The 12,161-nt window shown below is 59.4% G+C and carries 13 protein-coding genes and 1 riboswitch; of the genes, 6 read left to right on the plus strand and 7 right to left on the minus strand.

The window, feature by feature from the left end; all coding sequences use genetic code 11:
- The first annotated feature begins 325 nt into the window (after positions 1 to 325).
- Positions 326 to 1,213 (plus strand): glycosyltransferase family 2 protein, encoded by an 888-nt coding sequence (locus tag ACYZTZ_RS22980; RefSeq protein WP_461999799.1) that lies wholly within the window; start codon positions 326 to 328, stop codon positions 1,211 to 1,213.
- Between the two features lie 15 nt (positions 1,214 to 1,228).
- Here ACYZTZ_RS22980 and ACYZTZ_RS22985 read toward each other — a convergent pair whose 3' ends face one another.
- A complete protein-coding gene (locus tag ACYZTZ_RS22985) occupies positions 1,229 to 1,858 on the minus strand; it encodes a LysE family translocator (protein ID WP_046048281.1) in 630 nt (209 codons plus the stop codon).
- 91 nt (positions 1,859 to 1,949) lie between these two features.
- On the opposite strand from ACYZTZ_RS22985, the gene ACYZTZ_RS22990 reads away from it, so the two are divergent.
- The 3 genes from ACYZTZ_RS22990 (at position 1,950) to ACYZTZ_RS23000 (ending at position 4,785) form a co-directional block, all read left to right on the plus strand.
- Positions 1,950 to 2,915, plus strand: coding sequence for a 2-hydroxyacid dehydrogenase (locus tag ACYZTZ_RS22990; protein ID WP_046048282.1), 966 nt, complete (start codon positions 1,950 to 1,952; stop codon positions 2,913 to 2,915).
- A gap of 33 nt (positions 2,916 to 2,948) precedes the next feature.
- A complete protein-coding gene (locus ACYZTZ_RS22995) occupies positions 2,949 to 3,947 on the plus strand; it encodes a methyltransferase (protein ID WP_461999800.1) in 999 nt (332 codons plus the stop codon).
- A gap of 40 nt (positions 3,948 to 3,987) precedes the next feature.
- Positions 3,988 to 4,112: riboswitch (yybP-ykoY riboswitch) on the plus strand.
- Between the two features lie 88 nt (positions 4,113 to 4,200).
- The gene (locus ACYZTZ_RS23000; protein WP_008155932.1) at positions 4,201 to 4,785 is read left to right on the plus strand and encodes a TMEM165/GDT1 family protein; all 585 of its coding nucleotides are present in this window, start codon (positions 4,201 to 4,203) and stop codon (positions 4,783 to 4,785) included.
- 122 nt (positions 4,786 to 4,907) lie between these two features.
- Here ACYZTZ_RS23000 and ACYZTZ_RS23005 read toward each other — a convergent pair whose 3' ends face one another.
- Entirely contained in the window at positions 4,908 to 5,726 is an 819-nt protein-coding gene (locus ACYZTZ_RS23005; protein WP_461999801.1) for a M48 family metallopeptidase, read from the minus strand.
- Positions 5,727 to 5,999: 273 nt separating this feature from the next.
- Between ACYZTZ_RS23005 and ACYZTZ_RS23010 the strand changes: the two genes are divergently transcribed.
- Positions 6,000 to 8,141, plus strand: a complete 2,142-nt coding sequence (locus ACYZTZ_RS23010) for a methyl-accepting chemotaxis protein (protein WP_461999802.1) — start codon at positions 6,000 to 6,002, stop codon at positions 8,139 to 8,141.
- Positions 8,142 to 8,247: 106 nt separating this feature from the next.
- Here the strand turns inward: ACYZTZ_RS23010 and ACYZTZ_RS23015 are convergent, their stop codons facing one another.
- Genes ACYZTZ_RS23015 through ACYZTZ_RS23025 form a run of 3 tightly spaced genes read right to left on the minus strand, consistent with a single transcriptional unit; the run spans position 8,248 to position 9,362 of the window.
- Complete coding sequence (locus tag ACYZTZ_RS23015; RefSeq protein ID WP_046048287.1) at positions 8,248 to 8,871, minus strand: SOS response-associated peptidase; 624 nt, start codon at positions 8,869 to 8,871, stop codon at positions 8,248 to 8,250.
- A 35-nt stretch (positions 8,872 to 8,906) separates the two neighbouring features.
- Positions 8,907 to 9,167, minus strand: coding sequence for a putative signal transducing protein (locus ACYZTZ_RS23020; RefSeq protein WP_008153386.1), 261 nt, complete (start codon positions 9,165 to 9,167; stop codon positions 8,907 to 8,909).
- A 12-nt stretch (positions 9,168 to 9,179) separates the two neighbouring features.
- Positions 9,180 to 9,362 carry a CPXCG motif-containing cysteine-rich protein gene (locus tag ACYZTZ_RS23025; protein WP_008153387.1) on the minus strand — a complete coding sequence of 61 codons (183 nt, stop codon included), beginning with the start codon at positions 9,360 to 9,362 and terminating at the stop codon, positions 9,180 to 9,182.
- Positions 9,363 to 9,504: 142 nt separating this feature from the next.
- Here ACYZTZ_RS23025 and ACYZTZ_RS23030 point away from each other — a divergent pair, with 142 nt between their 5' ends.
- Positions 9,505 to 10,668, plus strand: a complete 1,164-nt coding sequence (locus ACYZTZ_RS23030; protein ID WP_461999803.1) for a 1-acyl-sn-glycerol-3-phosphate acyltransferase — start codon at positions 9,505 to 9,507, stop codon at positions 10,666 to 10,668.
- A 126-nt stretch (positions 10,669 to 10,794) separates the two neighbouring features.
- Here the strand turns inward: ACYZTZ_RS23030 and ACYZTZ_RS23035 are convergent, their stop codons facing one another.
- Positions 10,795 to 11,079 (minus strand): hypothetical protein, encoded by a 285-nt coding sequence (locus tag ACYZTZ_RS23035; RefSeq protein WP_461999804.1) that lies wholly within the window; start codon positions 11,077 to 11,079, stop codon positions 10,795 to 10,797.
- 298 nt (positions 11,080 to 11,377) lie between these two features.
- Positions 11,378 to 11,962 carry a YajG family lipoprotein gene (locus tag ACYZTZ_RS23040; RefSeq protein ID WP_056740829.1) on the minus strand — a complete coding sequence of 195 codons (585 nt, stop codon included), beginning with the start codon at positions 11,960 to 11,962 and terminating at the stop codon, positions 11,378 to 11,380.
- Positions 11,963 to 12,161 lie beyond the last annotated feature (199 nt).

The raw sequence follows: 12,161 nt of genomic DNA on the forward strand, positions 1-12,161 counted from the left end.
GCACGGTCGTGGCTGAAAGTAAGCACTTTAGTGCCCTTGGACGCCAGCCAAATCAGCCAAAGGAATGATTTGCAGAGCCGGACAAATGCTAGCTTTGCGCCACTACCCGGCGTGTTTCGTCGGGAATTCGGGATCTGCGCTGTAAAACGTTGAAACGCATGCGCGCAACACTTGTCTGTGACCCTACGTACGATACGGACACGATGAGCCGATCGGTTGGCAGCCAAACAGTTGCCCGGGTCGCCCAACCCTCCACCTCATCTTCAAGAGAAGGATCTTGTCACTAGACCTGTCTGGTCATACGCCATCGGTATCGCATACAACAATGAGTATTGAACTGACCGAGAACTCCCCATCGACACAAGCGCCCCTGGTTTCCATCGTGGCGCCCTGTTTCAACGCGCAAAAGTACCTTGAAGACGCCATCAAGAGCATCTTCGCCCAGGACTACCCGAACTTCGAAGTCATCATCGTGGACGATGGGTCCAGCGACGACAGCCTCGCCATACTCAAGCGCTTACAACAAATCTATGACTTCCAGCTGTATTCGCAACCGAACCGGGGCGTGAGCGCAGCACTCAACCACGGCTTGCGATACGCCAAAGGCGTCTATGTGTCGACGCCGGACCTGGATGACATCATGTTGCCGGGGTCGGTGCGCATTCGCGCCGAGTATCTGGATCAGCACCCGGACGTCGGCTGCGTGGGTGCGCTGATCAGCTACATGGACAGCGATGGCAACACCATCAAGCAGCAACAACGCGAGCAGATCCATACCTACAACTTCGATCAGGTCCTCAGAGGTGCCGTCGTGATCGGCGCCCCTGTTGCGCTCTATCGCATGAAAGCGATGCGAAGTGCCGACTTCTACGCGCCGAAGCTGCGGGTTCAGGACTTTCAGATGACGTTGCGGATTGCCCGGCTGGGTTATGAGATCCATGAATTGCCGATCTGCATGACCCGCTATCGCCGCCATGCCAACAACCTGTCGAGAAAATACCGGATATTGCTCCAGGCGGACCTTGAGGCGATCGCGCCGTACGTGAACCATCCCGGCTACCACAGCGCCCGCACCAAACTGGTGAACAAGGCCCTCAAATACGCCGTGATCGAAGACAAGAAAGAAGCCTGGCAGCTGTTGCGCTCGATTCCCTGGCGGCACCTCAATAGAACCAGCTTCAAACGCTTCAAGCGGCTGGTATTACATCGCTAGCCGCCTCACAGGACGTCAGTGCATCTCGGTAAACGCGAGTTTCACACCAATGGCGATCAGTACCGCGCCCATGGTCCGATCGAACCAGTGGCCCATCCGGGCAAAACCTGCGCGCACGCGCTGCTGGCTGAACAGCATCGCCACCAGGCAGAACCACACCGCTGTGGCTACCGCGAGGTAGATGCCGTAGCCCGCCTGTACCGCCAGCGGCGTGTGCGGATTGATCACCACGGTGAACAGCGAAAGGAAGAACAGCGTCGCTTTCGGGTTCAGACCGTTGGTCACGAAACCCGAAGTGAAAGCGCCGCGAGCAGTGCGCTCGCCCGCTTCCTTGTGCAGATCGTCAGCCGCAGGTTGGGCCGGCTGTGCTCGCAAGGCCTTGAAGCCGATGTACAGCAGGTACGCGGCGGCCGCCCATTTCAGGGCATTAAACAACACGATCGACTGGGACACGATCAGGCCAATGCCGAGCAACGAGTAGCCGACGTGCAGGAAAATCGCCGTGCCGACACCCAGCGCCGTCCAGGTGCCAGCGCGACGACCATGGGTCACGCTCTCACGCACCACCACGGCAAAGTCCGGGCCGGGGCTGGCCACGGCCAGCAAGTGAATCAGGGCAACGGTCAAAAACTCTGTCCAGTACATAGGGGATCCTTTTGGCCAAGCGTAACTGTTTGCTTCATCTGCTAGGCTCGGCAGATTACGCCTTCAGTTCATTGCACAAAAGGTACAGTTGATGACGAACACTCACCGCGCCGTTTTCCTCGACCATCCGTCCCTGGACCTGGGCGACCTCGACCTCAGCCCGCTGCAAGAGTGTTTCAGTGACTTACAGCTTTTCGCCCAGACCACGCAGGACCAAGTGATCGAACGCCTCAAGGGCGCCACCGTTGCCATCAGCAACAAAATCCTGATCGACGCCGCCGCCATCGCTGCCAGCCCCGAGCTGAAGCTGATCCTGATCACGGCCACCGGCACCAACAACGTTGACCTCGCCGCCGCCCGCGCCCACGGAATTACCGTCTGTAACTGCCAGGGTTACGGCACGCCGTCGGTGGCGCAGCACACGATCATGTTGCTGCTCAATCTGGCGACGCGCCTGGCCGATTATCAAAAGGCTGTCGGCGAAGGTCGCTGGCAGCAGGCGAAACAGTTCTGTCTGCTGGATTACCCGATTGTCGAACTGGAAGGCAAAACCCTCGGCCTGCTCGGTCACGGCGAACTGGGCGGCGCGGTCGCACGACTGGCCGAAGCCTTTGGCATGCGCGTACTGCTCGGTCAGATTCCCGGGCGCCCTGCCCGGCCGGATCGTTTGCCACTGGAAGAGCTGCTGCCGCAGATCGACGCGCTGACCCTGCACTGCCCGCTCAACGAACACACCCGCCACTTCATCGGAGCCCGTGAGCTGGCCTCGATGAAACCCGGTGCGTTCGTGGTCAACACCGCACGCGGCGGCTTGATCGACGAACAGGCGCTGGCCGATGCCTTGCGCAACGGTCACCTGGGTGGCGCGGCCACCGACGTGCTGAGCGTCGAGCCACCGACCGCCGGCAATCCGCTGCTGGCCCACGACATTCCACGGTTGATTGTCACCCCGCACAACGCCTGGGGCAGTCGCGAGGCACGCCAGCGAATCGTGGGCCAGTTGACCGAAAACGCTCAGGGATACTTCAGCGGTAAAGCACTGCGGGTCGTCAGTTGATAGACTGCGGCACTTTTTTTACAGGAGCAGAGTATGGATCCGCGCAGTGAAGTACTGCTTCGTCAGGCCGAGTTGTTCCAGGGTTCGGTGCTGCTGGCCGGTTTGCCCGCCGATGACCTGCTGGGCCGTTTGCCCGACGCTCATGGCTGGTGCTGGCATGCCGGCGATCAAGCAGCGCTGGATGCCCGCTTCGCCGAGCGCAGCCATTTCGGTGTGACTGTACCGGAGCGCGCGTTCGACACCGCCGTGGTGTTTCTGCCCAAGTCCAAGGACCTGACCGACTACATCCTCAACGCCCTCGCCTCCAGACTGGCCGGTCGTGAACTGTATCTGGTGGGTGAAAAACGCAGCGGCATCGAAGGTGCGGCCAAGCAACTGAACCCCTTCGGCAAACCGCGCAAGCTCGACAGCGCGCGGCATTGCCAGCTGTGGCAGGTTACCGTGGCCACTGCGCCAGAAGCCAAGTCGCTGGAAAGCCTGGCCCAGACTTATGAGTTGCCGCTGGCCGAAGGTCCGCTAAAAGTCATCAGCCTGCCGGGCGTGTTCAGCCACGGTCGGCTGGATCGCGGCAGCGCGCTGTTGCTGGAGCATCTGGACAAATTGCCGAGCGGCCATTTGCTGGACTTCGGTTGCGGCGCCGGCGTGTTGGGAGCAGCGGTGAAACGTCGCTATCCACACAACCAGGTCACCTTGCTTGATGTGGATGCGTTTGCGGCTGCCAGTAGTCGCCTGACATTGGCTGCCAACGGTCTGGAAGCTGATGTGATTACCGGTGACGGTATCGACGCAGCACCGATGGGTTTGAGTGCGATTTTGAGCAACCCACCGTTCCATGTCGGCGTACACACCGACTACTTCGCTACCGAGAACTTGCTGCGAAAAGCAGCCAAACATCTGAAAAACGGTGGCGAACTGCGTTTGGTAGCCAACAGCTTCCTGAAGTATCAACCACTGATCGAAGAGCACCTCGGCGTGTGCGCAATCAAGGCCGAGGGACAGGGTTTCAGAATCTATCGGGCCAAACGCGGCTGATAAATAAGTGCTTGCCTAACGGATTTTGCCTAGGCAGAATCCGCTCCGTCCTAGGGGAGTAGTCTCCCACGAGCACCATGCTCGTCCGGCATACGTCAACATACTTGGTCAACAGACCATGGCGTATGCGACCCAAGCGTCCGCATCAGACGGATCGCAGGGTTTGACAAGACCTATGACACGAACACCTTACCCGGGGCGGGAAGGCTGTACGTGTCATAGCCGTGTCGACCCGCCCCTTAGGAAAACCCTGATGCTGGATTCACTTCTCGTTCCCACCGCAATCGTTGCCTTGGCCGAAATCGGCGACAAGACGCAACTGCTCGCGCTCATTCTCGCCGCTCGCTTTCGCAAACCCTGGCCGATCATCGCCGGTATCGTCGCTGCAACCCTGGCCAACCACGCAGCAGCTGGTGCGGTAGGCGCCTGGGTCGGTAGTTTCTTCTCGAATGCGACGCTGCACTGGATCCTCGCCGCGAGTTTCACCGCGACCGCATTGTGGACCCTGGTGCCGGACAAGATGGACGACGACGAAGCCAGCACCGCCCGCAAGTTCGGACCGTTCCTGACCACGTTGATCGCGTTTTTCCTTGCGGAGATGGGCGACAAGACTCAAGTCGCCACGGTAATGCTCGCTGCGCAATACCCGGAGCTGTGGCTGGTGATCATCGGCACTACCGCCGGCATGTTGATTGCCAACGTGCCAGTGGTTTTGGCGGGTAATTTTGCCGCGGATAAATTGCCGCTCACCCTGATCCGTCGCCTGGCGGCGTCGGCGTTCTTCATCCTCGCCATTGTCGCGGTGTACAAGGCGATGCAGAGCAGCGGTTGGGTTTAACCCCGTAGGCCGTCAGACCGCGTTATCGTTCTTCGCGAGCAGGCTCGCTCCCACAGGAGATCGCGTTCCAATGTGGGAGCGGGCTTGCTCGCGAAGGCGTCAGTGGCAGCACCGCATGTGCATCAGGATTTCCTGGCTTTCTCGTACAACGGCATGACTTTCGGAATCGCCGCCTGCAACGAAGCAATACGACTCGACGACGCCGGGTGAGTACTCATGAACTCCGGCGGCGAACCTTCCGAGGCCTTGGTCATCTTGTTCCACAGGGTGATCGCGGCGTTCGGGTTGTAACCGGCGCGAGCGGCCAGTTCCAGGCCGATCAGGTCCGCCTCGTTTTCATTGGCGCGACTGTTGGGCAAGGTCATGCCGTAGTTGGCCACGGTATCCGCCAACGCCAGGCTGTCCTGGCCCAGACCGAACAAGGTACCGGCGCCCTGCTTGGCCATTTCGATGCCGTAGGCCTTGGACATCGCTTCACGACCATGCTCGCGCAGGGCGTGGGCGATTTCGTGGCCCATGATCGCGGCGATCTCATCGTCGGTCAGTTGCAGGCTGTCGATCAGCCCCGTGTAGAAAATGATCTTGCCGCCGGGCCCGCAGTTGGCGTTGAGTTCGTCGCTCTTGATCAGGTTGACTTCCCATTTCCATTGGGCCGAATCCGGACGGAAAACCGGCGCCTGGGCGATCAGCCGGTCGGCAATGGCCTGGACACGTTTGGCCTCGTTACTGGTCTTGTCCAGCACGCCTTTGGTGTTCGCCTCGCCGACAGTCTTTTGATAGGACTGGGCGTACATCTGGTTGACCTCGTCGGTCGACAACATGCTGAACATGTACTGCTTGCGCTCAACGCCCACCGCGCCACCGCTGGTGGTATTGACCGACTGGCAACCGGTGAGCAGCAAACCTGCGCTCAGCACACACAAAACCAATGTCTTGTTCATCAAAAATCTCTCTGAAAACATGCGGCGTATCCTAGGTGGTGAATTGTATCGACGCCAGATACAACAGAGGTGTAGACGCACATTTCAGACAAAGCTCTCATGGCCGTAGGAAAAAATTCACACAACGGTGCCCACCGTGGTCGATAACGGCCCGCAGTGATTCGTTTGCGACATCAAACCCTCCAAAACAGCCAATTCGCCAACCTCCGCTCATGGCCATCGACACCCCTGCCGATACAGCACCGCAGACGTCCTCTTGCGTGCGGAGCACCCATGAAATTCAAGTCGATCCAGTTTTCCGTGGCGGCCCTCGCCGGCGCCATCGTTCTTAGTGTCGTGGCAGCCCTGGTGCTGTACGCCCTGTTTTCCGGCGCACGGACACAAGACATGGTCCAGCAGCGGACCCAGGCACAATTCGAGCAAGTCATCGAACAACGCCTGACGTCATTGGCGCAAACCCAGGTCAGCCAAATCCAGCGCGAGCTCGAAGCGCCACTGCTGATTGCCGGCGGACTGGTGCGAGTCAACGCATTGATCGGCACACCGGGTGCCGATGGCAAGCCACAGTTGAACCTGAGCCGCGAGCAATTGATCAGTCTGATCAAGGAAAACGTCGTCAAGAACCCGAAAATTCTCGGCACCTACATCGGTTGGGAAAAAAACGCCCTGGATCACAACGATGCGGCTTACGTCGACACCCAGGTGGTCGGCATCGACGCCAGCAACGGTCGCTTCCTGCCTTGGTGGTTCCGCAACGAAGACGGCAGCCTGGGCCTGGACAAACTGGTGGACGTCGACGACCAGAAAACCCTGTCCACCGGCGTACGCGCCAGCGAGTACTACCTGTGCTCGAAAGAAACCAAAAAATCCTGTGTGATCGATCCGGCGCCCTACAAGGTCGGCGACAAGATCGTCATGCTCGCCTCCTTTATAGAACCGATCATGCTCAACGGGGCCTTCCAGGGCATCGTCGGCGCCGACCTCTCGGTGAACTTCATCCAGGAAATGCTCCTCGGCGCGAATCAGAAGTTGTACAGCGGCGCTGGTGAAATGGCCCTGATTGGCGGCAACAGCCGGATCGTTGCCTATACCAAGGACCCGAGCAAATTCGGCGAGAAGGTCAGCGACATCCTCGACAGCCAGCAGATCGCCAACATGGCCAATCTCAAGCGCGGCGAAGTCACCTACACCGTCGACAAGGCCCAGGGCCGGATCGAGTTGTACCTGCCGTTCGGTATTGGCCAGACCGACGCTCGCTGGACCCTCATGCTGCAATTGCCGCTGAACGCAGTAATGGCCGACCTGCAAAAACTTCAGGGCGATCTGGACGCCCAGCGCAAGTCCGACACCTTTGGCATGGCCATGGTCGGTTTGTTGATTGCCGGTATCGGCTTGCTGGTGATCTGGCTGGTGGGCCACGGCATTGCCCGGCCGCTGAAGCAGATGGTTGCCATGCTCGACGACATCGCTCAGGGCGAAGGTGACCTGACTCGCCGCCTGACCAGCGACCGCGCCGACGAATTGGGCTCGATCGCCAAAGGCTTCAACACCTTCCTGGCCAAGTTGCAGGTAATGATCACCCAGGTCGTGACTTCGGTGCAGAGCGTCAGTGATTCATCGGAACACACTGCCGATATCGCCATCCGCACCAACATCGGTGTGCACAAGCAAATGGCCGAGATCGATCAGGTGGCCACGGCGGTGCATGAAATGACCGCCACCGCCCAGGACGTGGCGCGCAACGCGACCCAGGCTGCGCAAGCCGCCAGTCATGCGGATCAGGCCGCGGCGCAAGGCATGCAAATCGTGCGCGATACGTCGAACTCGATTGGCGTGCTGGCGATAGAAATCGGTAAGGCTGTCGGCGTGGTGCAGACCTTGGCCAAGGACAGCGAGAACATCAATGCGATCCTGACGGCCATTCGAGGGATCGCCGAGCAGACCAACCTGCTGGCCTTGAACGCCGCCATCGAAGCGGCCCGCGCTGGCGAACAGGGACGCGGTTTTGCGGTGGTAGCCGATGAAGTGCGCAACCTGGCGCAGAAGACTCAGAAAGCCACTGAAGAAATTCAGACCATGATTCAGCAACTGCAACAAGGCACGCGCGATGTGGTGCGGGTGATGGAGGACAGTCAGAGCCGCACCGATGAAAGCGTGCAGCACGCGGCGAAAGCGGCCGAGGCGCTGGAGACGATTACTCAGGCGGTGTCGGTGATCAACGACATGAACACCCAGATTGCCAGTGCGGCTGAGGAACAGAGTGCGGTGGCTGATGACATTAACCGGAACGTGATCAACATCGGGCAAGTGGCCAATGAAGTGGCGGGCGGAGCGGATGAATCGAGTGCGGCGAGTGCGGATCTGACCAAGTTGGCTGAGCAGCAGCGGCGGTTGATCAATCAGTTCAAGGTCTGATCCAAAGGCCCCATCGCGAGCAAGCTCGCTCCCACATAGGGTCTGTGGCGTTCACAAAACCTGTGGGAGCGAGCTTGCTCGCGATGGGGCCAGCACAGACACCCCATCAGCCGGGGGTTAGACACTCCGGCCCATTGAGCTTCGGATCATTCACCAGATTCGCCAATACCCGCTCGCGCAACGCCGCGGGTTCACTGGCGAGCAACGCTTGCAAGGCATGCAACGGAGTCTCTGGATTGAGCCATGCCTCCTGCCCCGCCGCATCGAGAATCAACGGCCGGCGCTGACTCGCCGCCGGCTGCGTGATCACCGCCGTGCTCAGCCACACCTGCTCCTGCACTGGATACGCTTCCCAGATCGCCGCAAAGAACAACGTCGAGCCCTCTCCCGGTGTCAGCCAATACGGGCGCTTGCGGGTCGTGCCGCGCCATTCGTAAAAACCGTTGGCCGGCAGCAGGCAACGGCGTTCGCGCAGGGCCTGGCGAAACATCGGTTGTTCGGCAACGGTTTCGGCCCGAGCATGGGCTGGCGTACGGGACAAATCGGTCAGCCATGGCGGCGTCAAACCCCAACGCGCGCGGGCCAACTCGCGCTGGCCGTCAACGCCTGCACGCAGCATCAACACCGAATCGTTGGGAGAAATATTCCACTGGGCCTGCTGATCGGCGGGGAAGCCAGGCAGGGCCGCGAAGGCGGGGTTCCAGCGAAACAGGGCATAACGTCCACACATGGGGCAACACGACTCTTGATAAAACGAACGTCAGCCTAACAGACCAGCGTGCCGGGAAAACTTTCCGGTTCATCGCCGGGCAGTGGCAGCGCGGCATTGTACGCGGTGATCAACTCCCGGGCGTACTCGGCCTCGTCGTTATCGACCGACAGGCCCAGCAGGCCAAAGATCGGCAATTCGCCGCTGCCACCGAGCAAATCGCGGCCCACCAAATGCGCTTCGATGCCCTCACTGGCCAACATGCTTTGCAGCAACTCACCTTCCATGAGGTTTTCCGGCTCGTAGATTCGCTGCATGGGGTGCCCCTTTCATTCGTTTTCGCTGTGAACTTCGAGCAACCATTCCTGACCGTCAGTCTGCAGAACAAACGTGATCGGGCGACAACACACCGGACAGTCTTCGATATAGGTCTGATCGCCACCGGACAAGTCCAGAACGGCCTCTGCCTCTTCACCACAATACGGACATTCGTAGCGCTCGGTTTCCAGCATCGCGGTCTCCCAGGTGACTTGTGCGTATAATCGCCGGTCTATTTGCAGGGCTATTTTTGTCTGGCTAACTTTTCAGACCGTGCCCCGTTGGTTTTCGATCAAAACCTTTACTTACCCTAGCCGTTTCTAACAAGAGAGCATGATGGGCGAATTCGATGCCATCCGACCTTACAATGACAGCGAAGTCCCGGCAGTGCTGGACCGGCTGCTCGGCGACAAGGCGTTTCTAGATATCCTCATCCACTTCCGCTTCCCGCGTTTTGCCGGTGCTTTCGGCTGGATGCTCAAACCTCTTATAGCTCATCGGCTGCGCCGTGAGTTCGCTGACGTCACGTCGGTGGCCACGTTGCAGGATAAAGTCGAGATGTACGTCGACCACACCATCGAGCGAGCCACGGACGGTGTGACGTACACCGGCGTCGAGCAGTTCAAGTCCGGCAGCGCCTACCTGTTCATCGCCAACCACCGCGACATCGTAATGGACCCGGCCTTCGTCAACTACGCCGTGTACCACGCCGGCCTGCCGACACCGCGCATCGCGATCGGCGACAACCTGCTGCAAAAGCCCTTCGTCAGCGATCTGATGCGCCTGAACAAGAGCTTCATCGTGCACCGTTCGATCGCCGGTCGACGCGAGAAGATGGCGGCGTACCAACTGCTGTCGGCCTACATCAACCACTCGATCCGCAAGGATTGTGCCTCGATCTGGATCGCCCAGGCCGAAGGCCGGGCCAAGGACGGCGACGACCGCACCGAGTCGGCGATCCTGAAAATGTTCCACATGAGCCGCAAGGACGAGCCGTTTGGCGAAGTCATTCGCTCGCTGAACCTCACCCCGGTGTCGATCAGTTATGAATACGACCCGTGCGATCAAGCCAAGGCTCGCGAGCTGTTCATCCGCGCCACCACCGGCAGCTACACCAAAGTGCCGGGCGAGGACGATGTGAGCATCGCCAAGGGCATCACCGGCTACAAGGGCCGTGTGCATGTGAATTTCGCTTCGCCGATCACCGAGCTGTTCGACGACACCAAGCAATTGGCGATCGAGATGGACCGGCAGATCCTCGGCGGCTACCGTCTGTTCCCGGTGCACTACTTGGCCTACGCCCAGTGGAAAGACGCCGACCCGCAATTGCAGGTGCCGAAAGCCGCCGAGGTGTTTGCGGCGGACGAACTGGCCAAGGCTCAGGAGCAATGGCAACAGCGTCTGGACGCGTGCCCTGAGGAGCATCGTCCGTTCATGGTCGTGCAATACGCGACGCCAGTGCGCAATCAGTACCGTGTGAAAGCAGGTTTGCCGCTGTAAGGTTTTTTTGAAGCAAGATCAAAAGATCGCAGCCTCGTTTCACTCGACAGCTCCTACAGGGCGAACGCTATCCCCTGTAGGAGCTGTCGAGTGAAACGAGGCTGCGATCTTTTGCTTTTTAGCGATTCAAACCCGCGTGCTGATCCATGACACCAGCAGCGCCAACCCCAGGCAGGCAAAACCGAATCCATAGAAAAACCGGTTCATGCGCAAGGTCGCCCCGTCCAGCATCAACGTCGGTTCATCGATACGACGGCTCTGGCTTTGCGCTTCGAGAGTGGCCAGCGCGCGCTGTTCGCGGCGACGAGTGGTATGCAGCAACCAGCCGCCCGGAAAGGCAAACAACAAGGCCAACAGGTTGATCAACTTGGCGGGATGGTTGGTAAACAGCGAAATCAAATGCAACGACATCACGAACCTCAGCAAAACAGGTGTGGCAGACGCCGAACCGACGACCGCGGCGCGGATTCTACCGAAAGCCTCGCCACCTGCCCTTGCTTTCCGACAAATAACGAACCATTTGACCGATTCCTGTCCTGAGTTGCTGACGGGCGTGAGCGTGCTGGACTTTTACTCCGAAGCCGCCTGACACAACACATTCCCTGTGGGAGCGAGCAGGCTCGCTCCCACAGTTGTTCGGTGGTGTACACCTGAATGAAAAAGCCCGGGGCCATTGCTGGCACCGGGCTTTTTTGATTTCGGCGAAAGTTTATTCGCCGAGAACCTGACCCACGGTCGGATCCTTGAACAGACGCGTCAACGCATCGCTCAACACATCGCTAACCAGCTTGGTATTGGTTTCCTGATTCGGCGCCATACCAAAACGTTGATCCAGGGACGCACCGTAACGGCCGCTGTAACGACGATTGGCATTCTGCACATCGGAGCGGAACGTCGCGCCGATGGTCGCTTCGGTCACGTACATGCCTTCTTTAGGCGACTGATACTTCAGCTCGACCAGAGTCACAGTGATTTGCGGTGCATTCGGTGCGTTGTTGGATGGAGTAAAACCCAGCAACCGCACGGCCGCTTCGGCCTGAGCCTGCAACTTCGGCAGAATCTGCGCGCCCTGCACGGTGATCGCACTGGTCTCAGGGTACAGGCCACCACGGGTGCCCAAAGTCGGCGACGGACGACCGTCCGCCACACGCACCACCACCGGTTGACCATGACCGACCGGTGCCAGCTGAGTCGTCAGCTTGGGTTCCGGATTCAGTTGTTGCGGGCTGTGGGCGCAGCCGACCAGCGTCAAGCTGGTCACAGTGATCAAACCGAACAACAGGCGTTGCAACATGCGCTTCTCTCCAGAATCAGGCACTAAGGCCCGCAGTATAGCGGTGCGCCACTGCGGCTAACTAGGGCAGCGCAATGATTGAGGTAAATTCCTACAAAACCACCAGAAACGGCCTGTGTCACACATCTGTCACCGCCCATACACTTGCTCGTCACGGCTCGCTGGCAACCTTCACAGCAGTCACCCCACAAGGTACTTC

Source organism: Pseudomonas sp. LB3P58 (assembly GCF_054897895.1).

Coding starts and splice junctions, on each gene's coding strand:
- ACYZTZ_RS22980 (WP_461999799.1), top strand. CDS start 326: ATGAGTATTGAACTGACCGAGAACTCCCCATCGACACAAGCGCCCCTG.
- ACYZTZ_RS22985 (WP_046048281.1), bottom strand. CDS start 1,858: ATGTACTGGACAGAGTTTTTGACCGTTGCCCTGATTCACTTGCTGGCC.
- ACYZTZ_RS22990 (WP_046048282.1), top strand. CDS start 1,950: ATGACGAACACTCACCGCGCCGTTTTCCTCGACCATCCGTCCCTGGAC.
- ACYZTZ_RS22995 (WP_461999800.1), top strand. CDS start 2,949: ATGGATCCGCGCAGTGAAGTACTGCTTCGTCAGGCCGAGTTGTTCCAG.
- ACYZTZ_RS23000 (WP_008155932.1), top strand. CDS start 4,201: ATGCTGGATTCACTTCTCGTTCCCACCGCAATCGTTGCCTTGGCCGAA.
- ACYZTZ_RS23005 (WP_461999801.1), bottom strand. CDS start 5,726: ATGAACAAGACATTGGTTTTGTGTGTGCTGAGCGCAGGTTTGCTGCTC.
- ACYZTZ_RS23010 (WP_461999802.1), top strand. CDS start 6,000: ATGAAATTCAAGTCGATCCAGTTTTCCGTGGCGGCCCTCGCCGGCGCC.
- ACYZTZ_RS23015 (WP_046048287.1), bottom strand. CDS start 8,871: ATGTGTGGACGTTATGCCCTGTTTCGCTGGAACCCCGCCTTCGCGGCC.
- ACYZTZ_RS23020 (WP_008153386.1), bottom strand. CDS start 9,167: ATGCAGCGAATCTACGAGCCGGAAAACCTCATGGAAGGTGAGTTGCTG.
- ACYZTZ_RS23025 (WP_008153387.1), bottom strand. CDS start 9,362: ATGCTGGAAACCGAGCGCTACGAATGTCCGTATTGTGGTGAAGAGGCA.
- ACYZTZ_RS23030 (WP_461999803.1), top strand. CDS start 9,505: ATGGGCGAATTCGATGCCATCCGACCTTACAATGACAGCGAAGTCCCG.
- ACYZTZ_RS23035 (WP_461999804.1), bottom strand. CDS start 11,079: ATGTCGTTGCATTTGATTTCGCTGTTTACCAACCATCCCGCCAAGTTG.
- ACYZTZ_RS23040 (WP_056740829.1), bottom strand. CDS start 11,962: ATGTTGCAACGCCTGTTGTTCGGTTTGATCACTGTGACCAGCTTGACG.